Annotated in this window: 22 protein-coding genes; 10 read left to right on the top strand and 12 right to left on the bottom strand. The window is 60.5% G+C overall.

Translation table 11 applies throughout. The features are described 5' to 3' along the window. The first annotated feature begins 239 nt into the window (after positions 1-239). From K5E40_RS32025 to K5E40_RS32015, 3 genes are all read left to right on the top strand, one after another. Positions 240-1,517 carry an acetyl-CoA C-acetyltransferase gene (locus K5E40_RS32025; protein ID WP_221734186.1) on the top strand — a complete coding sequence of 426 codons (1,278 nt, stop codon included), beginning with the start codon at positions 240-242 and terminating at the stop codon, positions 1,515-1,517. Between the two features lie 232 nt (positions 1,518-1,749). Further along, complete coding sequence (locus K5E40_RS32020) at positions 1,750-2,646, top strand: PA4780 family RIO1-like protein kinase (protein ID WP_221734185.1); 897 nt, start codon at positions 1,750-1,752, stop codon at positions 2,644-2,646. Between the two features lie 225 nt (positions 2,647-2,871). Further along, positions 2,872-4,080 (top strand): MFS transporter, encoded by a 1,209-nt coding sequence (locus K5E40_RS32015; RefSeq protein ID WP_221734184.1) that lies wholly within the window; start codon positions 2,872-2,874, stop codon positions 4,078-4,080. Here the strand turns inward: K5E40_RS32015 and cueR are convergent. The 3 genes from cueR to K5E40_RS32000 form a co-directional block, all read right to left on the bottom strand. Beyond that, entirely contained in the window at positions 4,034-4,447 is a 414-nt protein-coding gene (gene cueR / locus K5E40_RS32010) for a Cu(I)-responsive transcriptional regulator (RefSeq protein WP_221734183.1), read from the bottom strand. The genes K5E40_RS32015 and cueR overlap by 47 nt on opposite strands. Then, a complete protein-coding gene (locus tag K5E40_RS32005; protein ID WP_221734182.1) occupies positions 4,444-6,837 on the bottom strand; it encodes a heavy metal translocating P-type ATPase in 2,394 nt (797 codons plus the stop codon). Before K5E40_RS32005 ends, cueR begins: the two co-directional genes overlap by 4 nt. 194 nt (positions 6,838-7,031) lie before the next feature. Next, on the bottom strand, positions 7,032-7,415 hold the full coding sequence (locus K5E40_RS32000) for a hypothetical protein (protein WP_221734181.1): 384 nt from the start codon (positions 7,413-7,415) through the stop codon (positions 7,032-7,034). A gap of 148 nt (positions 7,416-7,563) precedes the next feature. Between K5E40_RS32000 and K5E40_RS31995 the strand changes: the two genes are divergently transcribed. Next, on the top strand, positions 7,564-7,761 hold the full coding sequence (locus tag K5E40_RS31995; protein WP_221734180.1) for a cation transporter: 198 nt from the start codon (positions 7,564-7,566) through the stop codon (positions 7,759-7,761). Positions 7,762-7,850: 89 nt separating this feature from the next. After that, positions 7,851-9,053: a multidrug effflux MFS transporter gene (locus tag K5E40_RS31990; RefSeq protein ID WP_221734179.1), complete on the top strand. Its 1,203-nt coding sequence runs from the start codon at positions 7,851-7,853 to the stop codon at positions 9,051-9,053. A gap of 7 nt (positions 9,054-9,060) precedes the next feature. Here K5E40_RS31990 and K5E40_RS31985 read toward each other — a convergent pair whose 3' ends face one another. The 3 genes from K5E40_RS31985 to K5E40_RS31975 form a co-directional block, all read right to left on the bottom strand. Further along, positions 9,061-9,234, bottom strand: coding sequence for a hypothetical protein (locus K5E40_RS31985; RefSeq protein WP_221734178.1), 174 nt, complete (start codon positions 9,232-9,234; stop codon positions 9,061-9,063). A 164-nt stretch (positions 9,235-9,398) separates the two neighbouring features. Next, positions 9,399-10,412, bottom strand: a complete 1,014-nt coding sequence (locus K5E40_RS31980) for a zinc-binding alcohol dehydrogenase family protein (protein ID WP_221734177.1) — start codon at positions 10,410-10,412, stop codon at positions 9,399-9,401. 32 nt (positions 10,413-10,444) lie between these two features. After that, positions 10,445-10,738, bottom strand: coding sequence for a putative quinol monooxygenase (locus tag K5E40_RS31975; protein WP_221734176.1), 294 nt, complete (start codon positions 10,736-10,738; stop codon positions 10,445-10,447). Positions 10,739-10,858: 120 nt separating this feature from the next. Here K5E40_RS31975 and K5E40_RS31970 point away from each other — a divergent pair, with 120 nt between their 5' ends. The 3 genes from K5E40_RS31970 to K5E40_RS31960 all read left to right on the top strand — a co-directional run bounded on the left by K5E40_RS31970 (position 10,859) and on the right by K5E40_RS31960 (position 14,348). Beyond that, positions 10,859-11,788, top strand: a complete 930-nt coding sequence (locus K5E40_RS31970; protein WP_221734175.1) for a LysR family transcriptional regulator — start codon at positions 10,859-10,861, stop codon at positions 11,786-11,788. A 316-nt stretch (positions 11,789-12,104) separates the two neighbouring features. Then, positions 12,105-12,836: a helix-turn-helix transcriptional regulator gene (locus K5E40_RS31965; RefSeq protein WP_221734174.1), complete on the top strand. Its 732-nt coding sequence runs from the start codon at positions 12,105-12,107 to the stop codon at positions 12,834-12,836. A gap of 129 nt (positions 12,837-12,965) precedes the next feature. After that, entirely contained in the window at positions 12,966-14,348 is a 1,383-nt protein-coding gene (locus tag K5E40_RS31960) for an MFS transporter (RefSeq protein ID WP_221734173.1), read from the top strand. Positions 14,349-14,406: 58 nt separating this feature from the next. Here the strand turns inward: K5E40_RS31960 and K5E40_RS31955 are convergent, their stop codons facing one another. The 3 genes from K5E40_RS31955 to K5E40_RS31945 all read right to left on the bottom strand — a co-directional run bounded on the left by K5E40_RS31955 (position 14,407) and on the right by K5E40_RS31945 (position 17,639). After that, on the bottom strand, positions 14,407-15,360 hold the full coding sequence (locus K5E40_RS31955) for an adenosine deaminase (RefSeq protein ID WP_221734172.1): 954 nt from the start codon (positions 15,358-15,360) through the stop codon (positions 14,407-14,409). An 80-nt stretch (positions 15,361-15,440) separates the two neighbouring features. After that, positions 15,441-16,406, bottom strand: a complete 966-nt coding sequence (locus K5E40_RS31950) for a 2-oxoglutarate and iron-dependent oxygenase domain-containing protein (protein WP_221734171.1) — start codon at positions 16,404-16,406, stop codon at positions 15,441-15,443. Between the two features lie 159 nt (positions 16,407-16,565). After that, positions 16,566-17,639, bottom strand: coding sequence for a BMP family ABC transporter substrate-binding protein (locus K5E40_RS31945; RefSeq protein ID WP_221734170.1), 1,074 nt, complete (start codon positions 17,637-17,639; stop codon positions 16,566-16,568). A gap of 286 nt (positions 17,640-17,925) precedes the next feature. On the opposite strand from K5E40_RS31945, the gene K5E40_RS31940 reads away from it, so the two are divergent. Then, positions 17,926-19,017, top strand: coding sequence for a calcium:proton antiporter (locus K5E40_RS31940; protein WP_221734169.1), 1,092 nt, complete (start codon positions 17,926-17,928; stop codon positions 19,015-19,017). 125 nt (positions 19,018-19,142) lie between these two features. On the opposite strand, the gene K5E40_RS31935 is transcribed toward K5E40_RS31940, so the two are convergent. From K5E40_RS31935 to K5E40_RS31925, 3 genes are all read right to left on the bottom strand, one after another. Further along, complete coding sequence (locus K5E40_RS31935) at positions 19,143-20,501, bottom strand: 8-oxoguanine deaminase (protein WP_221734168.1); 1,359 nt, start codon at positions 20,499-20,501, stop codon at positions 19,143-19,145. A 254-nt stretch (positions 20,502-20,755) separates the two neighbouring features. Further along, complete coding sequence (locus tag K5E40_RS31930) at positions 20,756-21,442, bottom strand: SDR family oxidoreductase (protein ID WP_221734167.1); 687 nt, start codon at positions 21,440-21,442, stop codon at positions 20,756-20,758. Positions 21,443-21,460: 18 nt separating this feature from the next. Then, positions 21,461-21,817 carry a MerR family transcriptional regulator gene (locus K5E40_RS31925; protein WP_221734166.1) on the bottom strand — a complete coding sequence of 119 codons (357 nt, stop codon included), beginning with the start codon at positions 21,815-21,817 and terminating at the stop codon, positions 21,461-21,463. Between the two features lie 83 nt (positions 21,818-21,900). Here K5E40_RS31925 and K5E40_RS31920 point away from each other — a divergent pair. Further along, positions 21,901-22,321 (top strand): hypothetical protein (locus K5E40_RS31920; protein WP_221734165.1); only part of this gene is annotated, 421 nt, incomplete at its 3' end.

Below are 22,321 nucleotides of genomic sequence, written 5' to 3'. Positions count from 1 at the left end.
GGAACGCTCTCCAAAAGTTGGGGTTCAAAGTGTGGACTACCCACGGCAATCAATCGTTCGATCCAGGCAATAAGGCCTACGCTAGAACAGCAGAGTAGACCACTGGCCTTGTGGGAGCTGGCGTGCCAGCGATGGTGGACTGTCTGCCACTGAAGGTGTTGGATATGCCCGCCCCATCGCTGGCAAGCCAGCGCTCACAGGGTTTTATGCGAGCCTGGACATCTAAATAGGAGCTTTTCATGAGTCAGTTGCGCCGCGTCGCGATCATCGGCGGTAACCGTATCCCTTTCGCCCGTTCCAACGGCCCGTACGCCACGGCCAGCAATCAGGCGATGCTCACCGCTGCCCTCGAAGGCCTGATCGAGCGCTACAACCTGCACGGCCAGCGCATGGGCGAGGTGGTGGCGGGCGCGGTGCTTAAATTGTCACGGGATATGAACCTGACCCGCGAATGCGTACTCGGCTCACGTCTTTCGCCGGCTACGCCTGTCTATGACATCCAGCAAGCCTGCGGCACTGGCCTTGAGGCCGCGTTGCTGGTGGCCAACAAAATCGCCCTCGGCCAGATTGATTGCGGCATCGCCGGCGGTGTCGACACCACCTCGGATGCGCCGATCAGCGTCAGCGAAGGCCTGCGCAAAATCCTCCTGCAAGCCAATCGCGCGAAGACAACGGGCGACAAACTCAAGGCTTTCCTGCAACTGCGGCCCAACCATCTGATCCCGGAGTTTCCGCGCAATGGCGAACCGCGCACCGGCCTGTCGATGGGCCAACACTGCGAATTGATGGCGCAGACCTGGAACATTGCTCGCGAAGATCAGGATCAACTGGCGCTTGAAAGTCATCACAAGCTCGCCGCGTCCTACAGCGAAGGCTGGCACAACGACCTGATGACGCCGTTCCTTGGCCTGACTCGCGACAACAATCTGCGCCCGGACCTGACCCTGGAAAAACTCGCCTCGCTGAAACCGGCCTTCGAAAAAAGCGCCAAAGGCACGCTGACGGCGGGCAACTCCACACCGCTGACCGATGGAGCCTCTGTGGTCTTGCTGGGCAGTGAGGAATGGGCGAAGGAACGTGGTTTGCCAATCCTGGCCTACCTGCGCGATGGCGAGGCGGCGGCGGTGGATTTCGTCAACGGCGCCGAGGGCCTGTTGATGGCGCCGGTGTATGCGGTGCCACGGTTGCTGGCGCGTAACGGCCTGACCCTGCAGGATTTCGACTATTACGAGATTCATGAAGCGTTCGCCGCGCAGGTGTTGTGCACGCTAAAGGCCTGGGAAGATCCCGAGTACTGCAAAACCCGTTTGGGGCTCGATGCGCCGTTGGGCTCGATAGACCGCAGCCGTCTCAATGTGAAGGGCAGTTCGTTGGCGGCCGGGCACCCGTTTGCTGCGACAGGTGGGCGGATTGTCGCGAATTTGGCGAAGTTGCTGGACGCGGCTGGGAAGGGCCGGGGGCTGATTTCGATTTGTGCGGCGGGTGGACAAGGGGTTACGGCTATTATCGAGCGTTGACGCCCATTTCACTGTGGGAATGGCGTCATGTCAGATTCTGTCGCAAATGCCCTCAACGCCATTTGCCAACATTCATGACCGGCTCCGCTATGATTCGCAGCGGTCGATTTTCCGGCACAGTGTGTGCATCTTCAACGTTCACAGGTCGGCAACCCCTCCCCGAGATGCGAGGATTGCCGTATAACGAGTGACATTCGCGTGTTTGGTAATAAAGGACCCACAATAAAAGCTGATGAAGACTCCAAAACGCATTGAACCCCTGATCGAGGACGGTCTGGTCGACGAAGTGCTGCGCCCACTGATGAGTGGTAAAGAAGCAGCTGTTTATGTGGTGCGCTGTGGCAATCAGTTACGTTGCGCCAAGGTCTACAAGGAGGCGAACAAACGCAGTTTCCGCCAGGCGGCCGAGTATCAGGAAGGCCGCAAGGTGCGCAATAGCCGACAGGCTCGCGCCATGGCAAAAGGCTCCAAGTTCGGTCGCAAAGAGACCGAGGATGCCTGGCAGAACGCCGAGGTGGCGGCACTGTTCCGTCTGGCCGGTGCCGGGGTGCGAGTGCCCAAGCCGTACGACTTCCTGGATGGCGTACTGTTGATGGAACTGGTGGCCGACGAATTCGGCGATGCTGCGCCGCGTCTGAATGACGTCGTGCTGGAGCCGGATCAGGCCCGCGAGTATCACGCGTTCCTGATTTCGCAGATCGTGCTGATGTTGTGTACCGGTCTGGTGCACGGTGACCTCTCCGAGTTCAACGTGCTGCTGACACCGACCGGCCCGGTCATCATCGACCTGCCGCAAGCGGTGGACGCGGCGGGCAACAACCACGCGTTCAGCATGCTCGAACGTGACGTTGGCAACATGGCTTCGTACTTCGGCCGTTTTGCGCCGGAGTTGAGGCAGACCAAGTACGCCAAGGAAATGTGGGCGCTGTACGAAGCTGGCATCTTGCACCCGGGCAGCGTGCTGACCGGCGAGTTCGACGATCCGGAGGATCTGGCCGATGTCGGCGGGGTGCTGCGTGAGATCGAAGCGGCGCGGCTGGACGAAGAGCGCAAGCAAGCGATTCGGGCGGCCGATGATGAGCCGAAGGGCAAGTCAGAGGAACCACCGCCACCACCGTGGATGCAATGATCGTTTAGAAAAACCGGCTTCGGCCGGTTTTTTGTGCCCGCCTCATTCCCGTCTACACCGAAGTTCCCCTGTGGGAGAGGGCTTGCTCGCGAAGCGGCCTTGTCAGTCGTCATCAATGTTGCCTGATACAACGCTTTCGCGAGCAAGCCCGCTCCCACAGGTTCTATGGTGTTCTTCCAATGTGTATGGGAATCTTGTTCGCCTGCGCGCACTCAAGGACTGAATGTGACCCCCCCTCGCAACGCCCACCTGATCATCACTGCCCGGCTGATCTCCGATTTCGGCGCCTTCCTCAACATGGTCGCGCTGGCCACATACGTCTACTTGCTGAGCAACAGCGCCATGAGCGTGGGGATCTTCCTCGCCAGTCGCGTCGGTGGCGGGATCTTTGCCAGTCTGATCGGCACGCGGTTTTACCGACGCTTCAGCGGGCGTGTACCGCTGATCGCGTTCGATCTGTTACGCGCCGCTGTGCTCGGTTTGCTGTTGATCGTGCCGGTCGCTCAGCAAGCGTTGCTGTTGCCGTTCATTGCGTTCGGGCTGGGCCTGGGCAATTCGATGTTCGCCATCGGCCTCAACAGCCAGTTGCCGCGTTTGATTCCTGAGGCGCAGTTAATCAAGACCAATGCCTGGATCACCTCGACCTCGTCGGCGGCGATGGTCGGCGGCAGTCTGGTCTCAGGGTTATTGGTGGCAGGGTTTGGCTTCGAAACAGTGTTCGCCCTGAATGCGCTGACCTACTTGCTGGCGGCTTTGTTGATTGTGCCGCTGCGTTTCGCCCCATCGACCGTCACCGAAGCGCCTGAACGCGGCGAATGGTCAGCCCTCAAGCAAGGTCTGCGCAGTGCCCCGGTGATTGCCGCGATGCTCGCCGTGACGATGGCCGACACCTTGGGCAGCGCCGCGCACAACGTCGGTTTCCCGATCATTTCCAAACTGCTGTCGCCCGATTCGGCCAGCACAACCCTGGGCTTGATGCTCGCGGTGTGGGCCAGCGGCAAGCTGCTCGGCGCACGGATCGCCAGTCGCCTCAAAGGCTCGGACAACAGCCATCTGGAGCGGCGGTTTTTCTTTGGCGTGGCGCTGATGTCCTGCGGCTTCATCCTGATGTTCCAGCAACACAGCCTTTTGGGATTGTTGCTGTTTTCATTGCCGGCGGGATTGGGCGACGGCTTTTCCGAGGTCGGTCTGCTGTCGCGTCTGCAACGTGAGCCCGAACACCTGCGCCTGCCGATCTTCAGCTTTCTGACCCTGCTGCAAATGACCGGGTTCGGCGTGGGTATGCTGATCGCCGCCCCGTTCTATGGGTGGTGGACGCCGGGTGCTGTGGTCATGCTGTTTCACGGCATTCCCTTGGGCACGTTGCTGGCGGTGAGAGGGCTGGCGATCAGACGCGAACGGGTTGCGCGCAGCAGCCCGACGCCAGTTCCTTGAGGATCGGGCAATCGGGGCGATGGTCACCGTGGCAGTGCTCGACCAGATCCTGCAGGGTGTCGCGCAACTGGCCAAGCTCGCGGATCTTGTGGTTCAACTCGTCGATGTGCTGGCGGGCCAATGCTTTCACATCGGCACTGGCCCGTTGGCGATCCTGCCAGAGGGTCAGCAGTTTGCCGACCTCTTCCAGTGAAAAGCCCAGGTCCCGCGAGCGCTTGATGAACGCCAGCGTGTGCAGATCATCGTCGCCGTAAATCCGATAGCCGCTGTCGGTGCGATGGGCCGCTTTGAGCAAACCGATCGACTCGTAATAGCGGATCATTTTCGCGCTCAGGCCACTGTGCTTGGCTGCTTGGCCGATGTTCATCGGTGCTCCTCCAGATCCTTGGGCTTCCAGGTTTTCAACAGTAGCGCATTGCTCACCACGCTGACGCTCGACAGCGCCATCGCCGCGCCGGCCAACACCGGGTTGAGGAAGCCGAACGCTGCCAACGGAATGCCGACCAGGTTGTAGACGAAGGCCCAGAACAGGTTCTGGCGTATCTTCGCGTAGGTCTTGCGGCTGATGTCCAGCGCCGCCGGCACCAGCCGTGGATCGCCGCGCATCAGGGTGATGCCCGCCGCATGCATGGCCACGTCGGTGCCGCCTCCCATGGCGATGCCGATGTCGGCGGCGGCGAGAGCCGGGGCGTCATTGATGCCATCGCCGACCATGGCGACGACGCCGGTTTTCTTCAGTTCGGTGACGGTGGCGGCTTTGTCGGCTGGCAGTACCTCGGCGTGCACGTTTTCAATGCCCAAGGCCTCGGCCACCACGCGGGCGCTGCCACGGTTGTCGCCGGTCAGCAGATGACTGTGGATGCCTCGTGCGGCCAGTTGTTGCACCGCTTCCAGTGCCCCGGGTTTCAACGTGTCACCGAAGGCGAACAACCCGAGAATGCGCGGCTCGGGGCTTTGTTCAATCAGCCACGACAGGGTGCGGCCTTCGGCTTCCCAGGCTTTGGCGGATTCGCCCAGAGTCCCGGCGTTTAAACCGTTGTCTTCGAGCATCCGCCGATTGCCCAGCGCCAGACGCCGACCTTCGAAAGTGCCGGCAATACCGCGACCGGTCAGCGACTGGCTGTCGCTGACGTCGGGTACCGTCAGATCACGTTCGGCAGCGGCGTCCAGCACCGCTTTGGCCAGTGGATGCTCACTGCCGCGTTGCAGGGCGCCGGCCAGTTTCAGCAGATTGTTTTGATCACCATCGACCGCGTTGAAATGCGCGATGCGTGGCGTGCCAGAGGTCAGTGTGCCGGTCTTGTCGAACACCACGCTGCTGACTTCATGGGCGCGCTCCAAGGCTTCGGCGTCCTTGATCAGGATGCCGTGACGCGCTGCCACGCCGGTGCCGGCCATGATGGCGGTGGGCGTGGCGAGGCCCAAGGCGCAGGGGCAAGCGATGACCAATACGGCGACCGCGTTGATCAGTGCGGTTTCCATCGGCGCGCCGTACAGCCACCAGCCAATCAGCGTCGCCAGGGCCAGGACCAATACGGTTGGCACAAACACTTGGCTGACTTTATCCACCAGTTTCTGGATCGGTGCTTTCGCCGCCTGAGCGTCTTCCACCAGACGAATGATCCGCGCCAGTACGCTTTCGGCGCCAAGGGCGGTGGTGCGCACCTGCAACCGGCCTTCACCGTTGATCGCGCCACCGGTGACCTTGTCGCCGGGTTGTTTCGGTACCGGTAGGCTCTCACCACTGATCAGGGCTTCGTCGGCGTGGCTCTGGCCCTCCAGCACTTCACCGTCGACCGGGAAGCGCTCGCCGGGTTTGACCAGAACCACGTCGTTCAGATGCAGGGCGCTGATGGCGACGTCCTGTTCGCGACCGTCGATCAATTGAATCGCCCGTTCCGGACGCAAGGCTTCGAGCGCGCGGATGGCGCTGGCGGTCTGGCGTTTGGCGCGGCTTTCCAGGTATTTGCCGAGCAACACCAGGGCGATGACCACCGCCGATGCTTCGAAGTACAGGTGCGGCATGCGCCCGGCAGCGGTGGCCCACTCGTAAAGGCTCAAGCCATAACCGGCACTGGTGCCGAGGGCGACAAGCAAGTCCATGTTGCCGGCGCCGGCGCGGACGGCTTTCCACGCCGCGACATAGAAGCGTGCGCCGAAAATGAATTGCACCGGAGTAGCGAGAGCGAATTGCGCCCAGGCCGGCAGCATCCAATGAATGCCGAACGGTTGCAGCAGCATCGGCGCCACCAGTGGCAGGGCGAGAGCGATCGCACAGATCAGCGCCCAGCGTTCGTGTTGCAGGTGTTGATGCTGTTTGTCGGTTGGCGGGTGTTCGGCTTGCCAGACGCTGGCCGAATAACCAGCCTTGCTCACCGCGTCGAGCAGGGTTTGCTCATCGACCTGGCCAAGCAGCTCAAGGTGGGCGCGTTCGTTGGCGAGGTTGACGCTGACGCTTTTCACCCCGGGAACTTTGTTCAGGGCGCGTTCGACGCGACCCACGCAGGACGCGCAGGTCATGCCGTCGATGCTCAGTTCGAGTGTCTGCTGCGGCACGCTATAGCCGGCGCGCGCTATCGCGTCCATCAAGGCAGGCAGACTGTCGCCGGGGGCCTGGACGCGGGCCTGCTCGGTGGCGAGATTGACACTGACGGCACTGGCGCCGCTGACTTTGCTCAAGGCCCGCTCGACACGTCCGGCGCAACTGGCGCAGGTCATGCCGGCAATCGGCAGATCGAAAGTGATGGATTCGGACATCGGTCGTACTCCCTGTAGAAGATGCCTACAAGGATCAACCTTGCCATGCGGGCAAGGTCAAGCGCCAATCGGTACGATGTCGCAGGGCAAAAAAAAGCGAGGGGGCTGGCTCGCGAAGGGGCGTTACATTCAAGGTCTTTATTGAATGACACAACGCTTTCGCGAGCCAGCCCGCCCCCACATTTTGGACGGGCTTAATATTCGAGGGCGGCGGGCCGCAGGTACAAGCCTTTGGCGGATGAGGCGATACGGTACTTCACCACATCGCCAGCCTTGAGCGAGATCTCCTGCGCCGGTGGTGCCAGCATGCCGGGCTGACAACCCGATACTTGACCTGGCTCCAGTTTCAGACGAATCGAAAAAGTACCATGGGGCAGGTTGAACGAGGTGGACTGCTCTTGAAGCAGTCGCCCTGCAAACTGATCCTGGATGTACACGCCAATCTCGCAAGACGTCGGCACTTCCAGGCGCTCGCGCGAAATGATCAGAACGGCGTAGTCCTCTCCGGTCGCGTTGGCCTGAGGCAGGAAGGCGAAGAGGCTGAGCAAGCCAAACAGGCTGAAAGCTGACCAGCGCATGGCTGAATCTCCTGAATTTATGTCATTGATGCTCGCAGCTTGGCCGAGCGCGGCGCCGATTGCCAGCCCGGCAGTTTATTCAAGAACTTGACCTTGCCACCGTGGCAAGCTCAAAACTGCTGGCAACCTCACTCAAAGGAGTCATCCCATGCAAGTATTCAACGTTCAAGGCATGTCCTGCGGCCATTGCGTCAAAGCGATCACCAACGCGGTGCAAGCCAAGGATCCGGCGGCTGTTGTGCAGGTTGATTTGGCAGCCAAAGAGGTCGGTGTCGACAGTGTAATGACGGCCGATCAGGTGATCGCCGCGATCAGCGAGGAAGGTTACGCCATCAAACTCGTCTGATTTTTAATAGTTAGCGAGCTATCTGAATGTTCAAGGCGTCCGGGCGCGGCTAGACTGTCGGGCTGCCGACTTGCCAACCTGGATGCCTGATGAACTTCCGTACCATTCTGATTCTCGGTGCCTTGACCGCCTTCGGTCCCTTGGCGATCGACTTTTATTTACCTGCGTTTCCCTCCATGGCCCTGGCGTTCGCCACCGATGAAAAACACGTCCAGATGACGCTGGCCGCTTACTTCCTCGGTCTGTCGATTGGCCAACTGGCGTACGGCCCGGTAGCGGATCGCTTCGGTCGACGGGTTCCGTTACTTATTGGTCTGGCGCTGTTCACGCTGGCATCCCTGGCCTGCGCTTATGCGCCAAATCTGGAATGGCTGATCGGCGCACGCTTCGTGCAGGCGCTGGGTGGCTGTGCGGGGATGGTGATTTCTCGGGCGGTGGTCAGCGACAAATGCGACGCGGTGGGTTCGGCGAAGGTCTTTTCGCAGCTGATGCTGGTGATGGGCCTGGCACCGATCCTGGCGCCGATGCTCGGCGGCCTGCTGGTCAACACCACGGGTTGGCAGTCGATCTTTCTGGTGCTGACCGTTTTCAGTGCATTGGCTGGATTGGCGGTGGCCCTCGGTCTGCCGGAAAGTATGCCCGCGCATATACCGCGCCAACCGTTGTCCGGTGCCTTGCGCCAGTATGGACGCCTCTTGAAGGATCCGATTTATATCGGCCATGCCCTGACCGGCGGCATCGCCATCGCCGGGATGTTTGCCTACATTGCTGGCTCACCGTTCATCTTTATCAAACTGTATGGCGTGCCGGCGGAGCATTTCGGCTGGCTGTTCGGCACCAACGCGGCGGGGTTCATTCTGGTGGCGCAAATCAATGCGCGGCTATTGGCCAAGCGAGGCCCGGCGTTTCTGCTGTCGCGCGCGGTCTGGGTTTATCTGGCTGCCGGTCTGACTTTGCTAGCGGTCGCTGCCTTGCACACCGAGGCACTGTGGCCGCTGCTGATCCCTTTGTTCATCTGTGTTGCCAGCCTTGGCTGCATCAGTCCCAATGCCGCAGCCTGTGCGATGAATGGGCAGGGTGGACGCGCCGGAAGTGCGTCGGCGTTGCTCGGTTGCATGCAGTTCAGCGTCGCCGCCGGGGCTTCGGCGCTGGTGGGCGTGTTGCACGATGGCTCCGCCGTGCCGATGGCGATGGTCATCAGCCTGTGCGGTTTGTTGGTGGTGAGCGTCGCGATGCTCACCCGGCGTCTGCACAATGCCCGAGCGCTGGCGCAAGCCCAGGCCGAGGCATAAGAAAACCTCAGCCGGCAGCGCGTTGCTGGCTGAGGTCGGGGATCTGATGGGGCGCGCAAATTCGCGCTTCGAGGGTGCGGGTGAAGGCGAGGGCTTCGGCTTCACTGCGGAATGTCACGGCGTGCTGATCCAGGCGAACCTGCCATTGAGACTTTGCCACTTCTTTTATCAGGATCTTCATTACTGACCTCCCTTGCGTAAAAGATGTATCGCAGAGGCGTCGATTGTAGACCTGAATACGATCGCAATTGTGACAAGGATCAACTGTCAGACTGACGGCAAAAAAAACTCGCAGTCCCCGCCAGCCCGTTACTGGCGCTGCCGAAGACTGCGATTTTTTGATGTTTAGAAACCTTCTAAAACAATTTTCCCCTTGACTTTGCCGCTTTCCAGCAATTCATGCGCCCGGCGCAGATTCGCCGCATTGATGCTGCCAAAGTGCTCGCCGACCGTCGTCTTCAATGTTCCGGCATCAATCAGCTCGGCCACGCGGTTGAGCAGGTTGTGCTGTTCGATCATGTCCGGCGTCTCGAACAGCGAGCGGGTGTACATGAACTCCCAGTGCAGCGACAGGCTCTTGCGCTTGAGCTTGGTGACGTCCAGCGACTTCGGATCGTCGATCAGCGCCAGTTTGCCTTGCGGCGCCAGGGCTTCGATCAGTTGATCAAGATGTTGCTCGGTCTGGGTCAGGCTGGCGACGTGGGTCACTTGGTTGATCCCGGCACGCTTGAGCGCTTCGCTCAGCGGCTGGCTGTGATCGATCACCAGGTCCGCGCCCAACTCGCTGACCCAATCGCGGGTTTGCTCACGGGAGGCGGTGCCGATCACTTTCAGACCGGTCAGTTGCTTGGCCAGTTGCGTGAGGATCGAGCCCACGCCGCCCGCCGCGCCGACGATCAGCAGGCTCTGGCCTTCGGCGGTTTTACCTTCGCGAATGTGCAGGCGTTCGAAGAGCAACTCCCACGCGGTGATCGCGGTCAGGGGCAGGGCGGCGGCTTCAGCGAAACCCAGGGATTTGGGCATGTGCCCGACAATTCGTTCATCCACAACGTGCCGTTCGCTGTTGCCACCCGCGCGGGCGATGGATCCGGCGTAGAAGACGTTGTCGCCAGCCTTGAACAGCGTCACCTCGCTGCCCACAGCCTTGACCACACCGGCCACGTCCCAGCCCAGCACTTTCGCCGCACCGCCTTCAGGGGCGACGTTCTGGCGGATTTTGGTATCCACGGGATTGACCGAGATGGCTTTGACCTCCACCAGCAAATCTCGCGGGCCAGCCACCGGTTCCGGCAGCTCGATGTCTTGCAGGGATTTTGCGTCGCTGATCGGCAGGGAGGCGTAATAAGCAATGGCTTTCATGAGGGGCTCCGTCAAGGTAATAAAAGAAAGGTTCAGGCGATGCTGCCCAGACGTTTGATTTCGAAGTGTTCGATGCACTGGCCGGCAGTGGCCTGGAAATTCTGAAAGTGTGCGCTGGCGTTGTGCGCTTGCAAGATGGCTTCGCTTGCCCAGTGTTCGATCACGCAGAACACCTGCGGGTCGGTCAGATCGCGATGCAAGTCATACTGACTGCAACCGTCCTCGGCACGGCTTGGCTCTACCAGTGCGCGCAACGCCTGCTCAAGGGTGTCCTGTTGGCCGGGTTTGGCGGTCAGGGTGGCAATAGCGGTGAATGGCTGGGACATGCTCGGCTCCATAGAAGCGGGATGAATTCGATGGCGCAGATGATTGGCTATTTCTCTGCAAGATAAAACCGGCTAAAAGAGCAGGCTCTTTCAATATTTTTTTGATAATCGAGGCAGAACATGCTGCGTTTCGATGACTTGCAGTTGTTTGTTCGGGCGGCGGATCTGGGCAGCCTGTCAGCGGCGGCGCGGGTGATGGACATGTCCGCCGCGGTGGCCAGTGCGGCGTTGAAGCGCATCGAGCAGCAACTCGGCGCACGGTTGCTGGCGCGCTCCACGCGTAGTCTTCGCCTGACCGCCGAGGGTGAAGGCTTTCTCGAATACGCCCGGGCCGCGCTGAGCAACCTCGATGAGGGCCGACGTCTGTTGGCCAGCGGGCAGGAGCAGGTCAGCGGGGTCTTGCAGTTGTCGGCGCCTTCGGATTTCGGGCGCAACCTGTTGTTGCCCTGGCTCGACGAGTTCCAGCGTGAACATCCGAAACTGACCGTACGCCTGTTGCTCGGCGACCGCATCGCTGACCTGTTTCGCCAGCCGGTGGACATCGCCCTGCGTTATGGCGAGCCAGAAGACTCCAGCCTGATCGCCTTGCCCATCGCCCCGCATAACCGCCGCGTGCTTTGCGCATCCCCGGCCTATCTGGCGCGGCACGGCGAACCGCGCCAACTCGAACAACTGGCTCAGCACAATTGCCTGTTGTACATGCTCGGCAGCCGGGTGCATGACCACTGGAGTTTTCACGACGGCAAGCGCGAAGTCGGCTTGACCGTCAGTGGCGATCGTTTCAGTGACGACGCCGACGTCGTGCGGTTGTGGGCGGTGGCCGGCGCGGGCATTGCCTACAAATCCTGGCTGGACGTGGGCGCCGATGTCCTCGCCGGGCGCCTCAAAGTGCTGTTGCCGGAGCTGCTTTGTGAGCGCGCTCCGCTGAATCTTTTGTGCGCACATCGCGCACAATTGAGTAAGCCGGTGAACCTTCTGAGGGAAATGCTCGCCAGCCGATGCGCTGATTTGAGTAGTCAATTTCCCGTTTTCCAGAAACTTGATCATTAGTCGCAGGTAAATAGAGAAATTTCTGTCAGGAACAATCACCACACGTGCAGGCCGCGACGCGGGACGGGGCGTGCATCCCGCTTATACTAGCGCCCGCCTCATGCCAGTACCGAAACCCGGCCCGGACGACGTCACATCCAGCAGTCCCTGTTCAATTCAGGGCTGTGCAAGGGTGGCGGGTTCTATGCCGGAACATGTTGTGTCAATGGCCTGCCTTGTCCCGGCTCAGGGCGTTTTTCACGTCTTGGCCGCCGACCCATTACTGGTCAAGATGTCTCCGAGCAGTAGACGATACGATTCCACAGGGAGTGAATACATGGAACATGCACCTTGCATCAGCCAGATCGCCACGTTGCTGGCCGACCCCAAGCGCAGCGCGATGATGTGGGCGCTGATGGACGGCTCGGCCCGGCAGACCGAGGAGCTAGCGCTACTGGCAGGGCTGTCGCCGTCATCGGCCAGCGCGCATCTGGCACGCTTGTCCACCGGCGGTCTGTTGAAGGTTGAAGTTCGTGGTCGCAAGCGGTTTTTCCGCCTTTCGGCACCGGAGGTAGGGGCGGCGATAGAAGCGCTGGCCAGCGCCACCATTGCCAGTGCTCCGCGGGAAATCGCCGAAGTGTTCAAGCGCGCCACGCCCATGACCAAACCTCAGACGGCACCCTCTTCGCTATTGCGCGCACGTTTTTGTGATGACCATTTGGGCGGCACGCTGGCTGCCGATCTGTACCAGCGACTGCTCGACGCCGGCTGGATCGAACAGCTTGAACAACGCGTGGTGGTGACCCATAAAGGCGCGAAACAGTTGGCCAGTCGCGGCGTGTTCATCCAGGCGCTGGCCCATCGCAACGTGCAGGTGGCTTGCGCTTGTCCGGACTGGAGCGAGCGTCGTCCGCACATGGGCGGTTCACTCGGTGCGGCATTGCTGCAGTTGTTCATGCAGTCCGGTTGGCTGACATTGCCCAATGACTCAAGGGCCCTGCAACTGACGGACACCGGCCAGCGGGAATTGCATCGATTTGCCAAGGAAACCGAGCTGGAGATGGCGTGATAGAGCATTCGAGGTCGACGTCAGGCGTGTCGACGTCGTCTACGACTGCGAGCAGGTCGCATCCAGTACGGCCTCTGTATCACCATCGCGCACACTCAATCCGGGGAAATTTCGGATGGGGGAGGCGATATGGACACTCAAGGCTTCAGCGCGGCAGAACGCTTGGAAAGACTGCCGATCAGCGGTTATCACCGGATCATTTTCATCATCATCGCCCTGGCGTTTTTCTTTGACTCCATGGACCTGGCGATGATGACGTTCCTGCTCGGCTCGATCAAAGCCGAGTTCGGCCTGAGCAGTGCGCAGGCAGGGCTGCTCGCCAGTTCGAGTTTCTTCGGTATGGTGCTCGGCGCGTCGCTGTCCGGCATGCTCGCCGACCGTTTCGGACGCAAACCGGTGTTTCAGTGGAGCATCGTCCTGTGGGGGCTGGCCAGTTATCTTTGCTCGACGGCGCAAACGATAGAGTCGCTGACGCTGTTCCGCATCCTGCTGGGGATTGGCATGGGCATGGAGTTTCCGATTGCCCAATCGATGTTGTCGGAGCTGATTCCGGCTCAGCGACGCGGGCGCTACATCGCCTTGATGGACGGCTTCTGGCCGCTGGGTTTTGTCGCGGCCGGGGTATTGTCCTACTTCCTGTTGCCGCTGATAGGCTGGCGCGACATCTTTCTGGTGTTGGCGGTGCCCGCGGTGTTTGTGCTGGCGATCCGTTTTTTCATCCCCGAATCACCGCGCTGGCTGGAACAGGCCGGAAAACATGAAGCCGCCGACAAAGTCTTGAGCGGGATCGAAGCACGGGTACGCGCATCGCTCGGTGGCGCCGCGTTGCCGTCACCGCTGCGTATACCGCGCACTGTGACGCCCCCGGGCGACTTCTTTTCGGCGCTCAAGCAGATCTGGTCGCCACAGTATCGCCAGCGCACGACGATGATCTGGAGTGTGTGGTTCTTCGCGCTGCTGGGTTTTTACGGCCTGACGTCGTGGCTCAGCGCATTGCTGCAACAGTCTGGTTTCGCCGTGACGCAGTCGGTGTATTACACGGTGCTGATTTCCCTGGGCGGGATTCCCGGTTTCCTGATGGCGGCGTGGCTGGTGGAACGCTGGGGACGTAAACCGGTGTGCATCGTCACGCTGCTCGGCGGGGGGGTAATGGCGTTTCTGTATGGGCAGAGCGCGGTGTTCGGCGGCAATGTGGCGCTGCTGATCAGCACAGGGTTGTTGATGCAGTTCTTCCTGTTCGGCATGTGGGCAGTGCTCTACACCTACACGCCGGAGTTGTATCCGACGTCAGCCCGGGCGACGGGCTCGGGATTCGCCTCGGCGATCGGTCGGGTGGGATCGCTGCTTGGGCCTATGGTGACCGGGCTGGTGTTCCCGATGACCGGGCAGGGTGGGGTGTTTGCGCTGGGTGCGCTGTGCTTTGCGATTGCGGCGGGGGTGGTGTGGTTGTTCGGGATGGAGACGCGGGGCAAGACGCTGGAAGAGCTGACTGAAACACAAGTCGCAGGCTGACCATAGATCCCATTGTGGGAGCGAGCAAGCCCGCTCCCACATTAGCTCTTCGGTGTTGTTACGGTTTTACCAACCGTGCATCCAGGCTGTTCTGTGCCAGACGCTTGGCCTGATCCTGAGTCATGCCCAAGTGTTCGTGCAGCGCATGGAAGTTCTCGGTCACGTAACCGCCGAAGTACGCCGGGTCATCTGAATTCACCGTGACCTTCACGCCACGCTCAAGCATGTCGAGAATATTGTGCTGCGACATGTGATCGAACACGCAAAGCTTGGTGTTCGACAGCGGGCACACGGTCAGCGGGATCTGCTCGTCGATGATCCGCTGCATCAGGCGCTCGTCTTCGATGGCGCGCACGCCATGGTCGATACGCTGGATTTTCAGCAGGTCGATGGCCTCCCAGATGTACTCCGGCGGCCCTTCTTCACCGGCGTGGGCGACGGTCAGGAAGCCTTCGTGACGAGCGCGGTCGAACACGCGCTGGAACTTGCTCGGCGGATGACCCATCTCGGAGCTGTCCAGACCTACGGCGACAAACGCGTCACGGAACGGCAGCGCCTGATCGAGGGTTTTCTGTGCTTCTTCTTCGCTCAGATGGCGCAGGAAGCTGAGGATCAAACCGCTGGTGATGCCCAGTTGCTGCTCACCATCTTTCAATGCGGCGGCGATGCCGTTGAGCACCACTTCGAACGGGATACCCCGGTCGGTGTGGGTCTGCGGATCGAAGAACGGTTCGGTGTGAATCACGTTCTGCGCTTTGCAGCGCAGCAGGTAGGCCCAGGTCAGGTCGTAGAAATCCTGGGAGGTGCGCAGCACGTCGGCGCCCTGGTAATACAGGTCGAGAAATTCCTGCAGATTGTTGAAGGCGTAAGCCTTGCGCAGGGTTTCGACGTCGTTCCACGGCAGGGCGATCTTGTTGCGTTCGGCCAGGGCGAACAGCAGTTCGGGCTCCAGCGAGCCTTCCAGATGCAGGTGCAGTTCAGCCTTGGGCAGGGCGTTGAGCCAGTCGTACATATTCTTTTCTCATCAGGTGCAATGACGGCATTCTACAGATGCTCGCCGAAACAATTGGCAAAACCTGACCAAACGATCCATCAGACCGCCTCCTGTTCCCGCCGATAGGCGTAGGTATCAGCGAAGCGCGAGAGCAGGAATTCGGCGCAAGTGGTGGCCGGATATTTCGCCGGATGCTGTGCGTCCTGACAACCGGGCAGGCATTCGATGCGGGTGTCCGGATGCGGTTCGGCAAAGAACGGCATCGAGTAGCGATCCACGCCGAGCGGGCTGATCACCCGGTGCGGTGTCGAGCGATATCGGTCGTTGCTCCAGCGCGCCATCATGTCGCCGAGGTTGACCACGAATGTGCCGTCAATCGGCGGCGCGTCGATCCATTGACCTTTGACGTTCTTCACTTGCAGGCCACCCGCCGCGTCCTGATAGAGCAGGGTGATGCAGCCGTAATCCGTGTGCGCGCCAGCGCCTTGTTGCTCGGCAGAACTGGCGGTGTGGCGCGGCGGGTAATGGATCATGCGCAGCACACTCACGGGTTCAAAAAAGCGCTTGTCGAAAAAGTCGCGTTCGATGTCCAGGGCAAGGGTCATGGCGCGCAGCAGCGTTTGCGCGAGGGCCTGCATGTCGAGGTAGTGCTGTTCCATCAGCGCCTCCCAACCGGCAATTGCCGGATGGCGGTTGGGCCCGCGCAAGGGTTTTTCCGCCAGCACTTCGGGATGGTTCGCCGACAGGTGCAGGCCCATGTCGAAGGTTTCTTTGAGGTCGCTGGGTTTGTTCGGGTCGAGCTGTTCGGTGGCGATGGCGCCGTAGCCGCGATGGTGGCGGGTCTGGGTGATGTCGATCTTGAGCTTCTCTGCCGTCGGCAGATCGAAAAAACGCTGCGCGTGATCGAGCAGTGCGTCGATGCGCTGGGCGGAAATCGGATGTCCCTTGATGTAGAAGAAACCCCACTCGCGGCACGCCTGGTCGATTTGCTCGGCGACGGCGGGCCAGGCGTTTTGGTCGTCGGTGTAGAGCGGGCTGATGTCGATGATGGGAAGGCTGTTCATACGTTTGTCCTGAAGAAACTCAGACTGAAAAGCAACGGAGATCTCTGTGGGAGCTGGCTTGCCAGCGATAGCAATCTCCCAGGCAACAATGATGTTGAAGGTGATGGCCTCATCGCTGGCAAGCCAGCTCCCACAGGTTCGGTGGTGTTTCTGGGAGGATTACTTCGGCATCTCGGCCTTCATGCCTTCAACGTAATAGTTCATCGAGGCCAGTTCTGCGTTGGTTGCACTCACGCCCGCCGGGATTTTTTCGACCCCGGCCTGATCCTTGATCGGCCCGGTAAACGGCTTGAACGCGCCGCTCTTGATGTCGGCGATGATCTGCTCGGCTTCAGCCTTCACGGGCGCTGGCACCAAGTCGCTGATCGGCAGTTCAACCGTGCCTTCCTTCAACCCGCCCCAGTAATCCTGGGATTTCCAAGTGTGGTCGATCACGCTTTGCGTCGCCTGAATGTAGTGCGGCGCCCAGTCGTTGACGATCGAGGTCAGCACCGCTTTCGGCCCGAAGTGCGCCATGTCGGAGGCGTAGCCCACGGCGTACACGCCACGACGTTCGGCCGCTTGAATTGGCGCCGGGCTGTCGGTGTGCTGGAACACCACGTCCACGCCCTGATCGATCAGCGCGTTGGCCGCATCGGCTTCCTTGCCCGGATCGAACCAGGAGTTGACCCACACCACTTTGATCTCGGTGCCGGGGTTGTACTTGTTCAGGGCCAGTTGAATAGCGTTGATATCGCGGATCACTTCCGGAATCGGGAACGAGGCGACGTAGCCGATTTTTTTGCTCTTGGTCATCCTCGCGGCGAGGAAACCGCCGACGTAGCGACCTTCATAAGTGCGTGCCAGATAGGTACCGAGGTTCTTGTCCTGCTTGTAGCCGGTGGCGTGTTCGAAAGTCACTTTGGGAAATTGCTTGGCAACTTTCAGCGTCGGGTTCATGTAGCCAAACGAGGTGGTGAAGATCAGGTCGTACTTGTCCTTGGCCATGTTGCGGATCACCCGCTCGGCATCGGCACCTTCGGCGACGTTCTCCACGTAGTGGGTGGTGATCTGATCGCCGAGTTTCTCGGCCAGTGCCTTGCGCCCCTGTTCATGCTGATACGTCCAGCCGTGGTCGCCGATCGGGCCGATATAGACGAAACCGACCTTCAGCGGATCGGCAGCGCTGGCGCTCAGACTGATCCCCAGACCGAGGACGGCGCACAGCAGTTTGTGCAGCGGACGTATTTGCATGAATTGGAGCTCCATTTTGTTGTGTGTGGACAGCGTCAATGCAAATTGCTGACCAACAGGACAACAAACGTCTCCAAACCGCATAACGGCCTTCGCGAGCAGGCTCGCTCCCACAGGGGAATGCATTTCAATGTGGGCGCGGGCTTGCTCGCGAAGAGGTCGGCGCGGCCAATAAAAGTGCAACGAATGAAACGGCCGCCATCCACTGGTGCGCTAAGGTGTAACGAAACGTTAGCGCCGCTCCGCAGTCTGTAGCTCATTCGCACTCTTCGGCAAAAGGCCCGCCATGTTCACGATCCTCAAGCAAGAAAGCTTTCTACTGCTGGCCCTTATCGCCGCACTCATCGCTTATTCACTGGAACACTGGCTGCTGCACAGCGGCCAGATCGTCGCCCTGGGCGCCGGGCTGGTGCTGATCGCCTTCATCGTCGCCGCCTCAATGCGCGTCGCCCATCACGCCGAACTGCTCGCCGAAAAAGTCGGCGACCCTTACGGCACGATGATCCTCACGCTGGCCGCCGTGCTGGTAGAAGTGGTGATTCTGGCGATCATGATGAGCAACGAAGCATCGCCCACCCTGGTGCGTGACACGATCTATTCAGCGGTGATGCTCGACATCAACGGCATTCTCGGCCTCGCGGCGCTGATGGGCGGGATCAAGCACGGCGAGCAGTCCTACAACGACGATTCGGCGCGCAGCTACAGCGTGATGATCCTCACCGCCATGGGCGTGTCGATGGTGGTGCCGGAGTTCATTCCCGAGGCTAACTGGAAGGTTTATTCGGCGTTCACCATCGGTGCGATGGTGGTGCTTTACACCTTGTTCCTGCGCATGCAGGTCGGGCCGCACAGCTATTTTTTCAGCTACAGCTACCCGGACAAGCGGCGCAAGAAAGAACCGGTCGAACAGCAACCGAAACCGCTGAGGTTGGGCTTGTCGATTGGCATCCTGGTGTTTGGCGTGGTGGTGATCGGCGCGCTGGCCGAGGTGATGTCGAAAACCCTCGATCTGGGCCTGGAGGGAACAGGGGCGCCGCCGGTGATCACGGCGATTCTGGTGGCGGCGATCTCGGCCGCGCCGGAAATTCTCACGGCATTGCGTGCGGCGCTGGCCAACCGCATGCAGTCGGTGGTCAACATCGCGATGGGCGCGTCACTGTCGACGGTGATCCTGACCGTGCCGGTGATGGAAGCCATGGCGCTGTACACCGGTCAGCCATTTCAAATGGCGATGACGCCAGTGCAGACGGTGATGATCTTCATCACCCTGATTGTCAGTGCGATCAACCTCAACGACGGTGAAACCAATGCCATTGAGGGCATGACGCACTTTGTGCTGTTTGCGACGTTCATCATGCTGTCCCTGCTCGGGCTCTAGGAACACCACAATTCCAAATGTGGGAGCGGGCATGCTCGCGAACGCGGTCTGTCAGGCAGCTTAAAACTGACTGACACGACGCCTTCGCGAGCAAGCCCGCTCCCACAGGTTTAATCGGCGGTGAATCAGGTGCCGGCGATCAGTTGGCGCGCAGCCTGGCTGTGATCGGCAATCAAGCCCTTGAGATCCAGCCCTTCAACCTGTCCATCCACCACACGCCACTTGCCGCCAATCATCACGCGATCCGCACGATCGGCGCCGCACAGCAGCAGCGCCGAAATCGGATCATGGCTACCGGAGAAGCGCAGCTCATCGAGCTTGAACAACGCCAGATCAGCCTGTTTGCCCACCGCCAGTTCACCAATGTCGGTACGCCCCAACAGACTCGCCGAGCCCTTGGTCGCCCAGCCCAGCACGCGCTCAGGGGTGATTTTCTCGGCGCCATAACGCAGACGCTGGATGTACAGCGCCTGCCGCGCTTCGAGGATCATGTTCGACGCATCGTTGGATGCCGAACCGTCGACACCCAGGCCAAACAGCGCACCGGCGTCGGTCAGATCGATGCTCGGGCAGATGCCGGAGGCCAGGCGCATGTTCGAGCTTGGGCAATGGCAGATGCCGGTGCCGGCCTGACCGAGGCGGGTGATTTCGTCCGGGTTGAAATGAATGCCGTGGGCCAGCCAGGTGCGTGGGCCGAGCCAGCCAACGCTGTCCAGATAATCGACGGTACGCAGGCCGAAACGCTGCAGGCAGAAATCCTCTTCATCAAGGGTTTCGGCCAGATGCGTGTGCAGACGCACGTCGAGTTTGTTCGCCAGTTCGGCACTGGCCGACATGATTTCCGGCGTCACCGAGAAGGGCGAGCACGGTGCCAGGGCGATCTGGATCTGCGCGCCATCGCCACGCTCGTGGTACTCGTGAATCAGGCGCTGACTGTCGTCGAGGATCACCTGGCCTTCCTGCACGGTCTGCTGTGGCGGCAGGCCACCGTCCTTCTCGCCGAGGCTCATCGAACCTCGGGTCAACATGGCGCGCATGCCCAGTTCACGCACGGTTTCGACTTGTACGTCGATGGCGTTTTCCAGACCGTCGGGGAACAGGTAGTGGTGGTCGGCGGCAGTGGTGCAGCCCGACAACAGTAGTTCGGCCAGCGCGACTTTACTGGCGAGCGCGAGTTTTTCAGGCGTCAGGCGCGCCCAGACCGGGTACAGGGTTTTCAGCCACGGAAACAAGGGCTGGTTGACCACTGGCGCCCAAGCGCGAGTGAGGGTTTGGTAGAAATGGTGGTGGGTGTTGATCAGGCCCGGCAGGATCACATGCTCGCTGGCATCGAACACTTCATTGCACGGTGCGGACGGTTGCTGACCGGCCGCCAGCACTTCGACGATCACGCCGTCTTGCAGCACCAGACCACCACGGGCATCGAGCGCGTTGGCCGTGAAAGTGGCGAGGGGATTTTTTAACCAGGTACGGATGGCAGGCATTGTGGCCGGCTCCTCTGAAAGTTGGGTTCAGGGTTGCCAGCTCAGTGTTGCCCTGTCTGCTGATCCAGGGTCGCCGCGAAGGACGAGGCGCGCAGTTTCAAACAAATCACTGCGCCGGGCAAGCCCCTCCCGACAGGACACCGTTCATCCCTGTGGGAGCTGGCTTGCCAGCGAATGCGTCGGATCAGCCTCCTTATATGGCGACTGGCACTCCGTCATCGCGGGCAAGCCCGGCTCCCACAGGATTTGTGCCTTTACCAAGGAATGGTTTCACCCTTGTAATTGACGAAGTGGTGCCCGCCCTTGCCAGTAAACGCATTCACCTGATCGACCAGACCGCGCGTGCTGGTCTCGACATCAATGTCGGCACCGTCACCGCCCATGTCCGTCTTCACCCAACCCGGATGCAGTGACAGCACCGTGAGTTTCTGTTCGCCCAACTGGGTCACGAAAGTGTTGGTCATCGAATTCAGCGCAGCCTTGCTCGCCTTGTACAGCGCCAGTTCCGGCGCATCCGGCATGGTCACGCTGCCGAGTACCGAACTCATGAACGCCAACACACCGCTGCCATCGCGAATCTGCCCGACAAAACGCTGGGCCAGATTGATCGGTGCCACCGCGTTGGTGAAAAACAATTTCCCGACTTCGGCCAGTGTCGCGCCGCCCGGGGTTTGTACATCCGGGCCTTTGACCCCGGCGTTGACGAACAGCAGGTCGAACGTCTCGCCCTTGAGTTGCTGACTCAGGGCGATCACCGCTTGCTGGTCATCCATATCAAGCTTCTCGATGCGCACCTTGCCCAGCGCTTGCAACGCGTCGGCGTTCGAAGGATTGCGCACGGTGGCCGTCACTTGCCAGCCATCGGCCAGCAGGGTTTTCACTAACCCGAGGCCCAAACCACGTGAGGCGCCGATGATCAGTGCGTTTTTTGCCTGGGACATGATGGGTTCCTTGAAAAGTTAACGTGCAGGATTCAATGGACACGCCTGAGCGAGCCGTAGTTGCAACTCCTGACGCAGTGCGTCGAGTTCACTCATACGGGTTTCGATCAGTTGCAGTTTGTCGCGCAGCAATTGCGCCACGGCATTTTCCGGATCAGGTGCCTTCCACAAGGCGGTAACGCTGTTGCCGATTTCGCCGAGAGTAAAACCCAGCCGTTGCGCAGTCTTGATGTAGAGCACCAGTTGCACCATTTCCGGCGGATAGTCGCGATAACCGTTGGCACTGCGTTGCGCCGCAATCAATCCGCGCTGCTCGTAGAAACGCAGGGTGTCGCGGCTGACGGCGCTGGCCACGGCTAATTCACCGATACGCATGGTGTTGCTCTGAAGAGGGCTTGACCCTGGAGCATACTCCAGGCTTTACCGTGCTTGCTCCTCAAATTTCTGGAGCATGGATGATGTGGACTTCAACCCAGTATCGAAACGTGGTGCGCGGCAGTGCCTGGTATGACCTGATTGTCACGGCGGCGTTTGCCACGCCATGGAGTTTTACGGCGTTGCATGGGGTTTTGACGGCGTTGAGTCAGGCGCTGGATCTGCCCGGAGAGCTTGCGGCGTTTGCGCCGATGCATATGTTGATGGCGAATCTTTTGGGTTCGGTGGTTTGTGTGTGGGCGGTGCTGCGGATTCGTGATCCGCAGGCGCTTTATGGGCGTTATGACGCGGTGGCGCGGTTTCTGTTTGCGGCTTGGCAGGGGTATGCCCTGGTCCATGGCGCCAGTTCGATATTGTTGGTTTTCCTGGTTTTCGAACTGGCGTGGGGCATCGCTCAGGTGTTGCCTGTTCGGGCCCCATCGCTGGCAAGCCAGCTCCCACAGG

The organism is Pseudomonas baetica (assembly GCF_019733355.1).
Taxonomy (GTDB): Bacteria; Pseudomonadota; Gammaproteobacteria; order Pseudomonadales; family Pseudomonadaceae; genus Aquipseudomonas; species Aquipseudomonas baetica_A.
The sequence above is the reverse complement of the archived record's forward strand: the minus strand, read 5'-3'. Positions and strand labels throughout refer to the sequence as shown.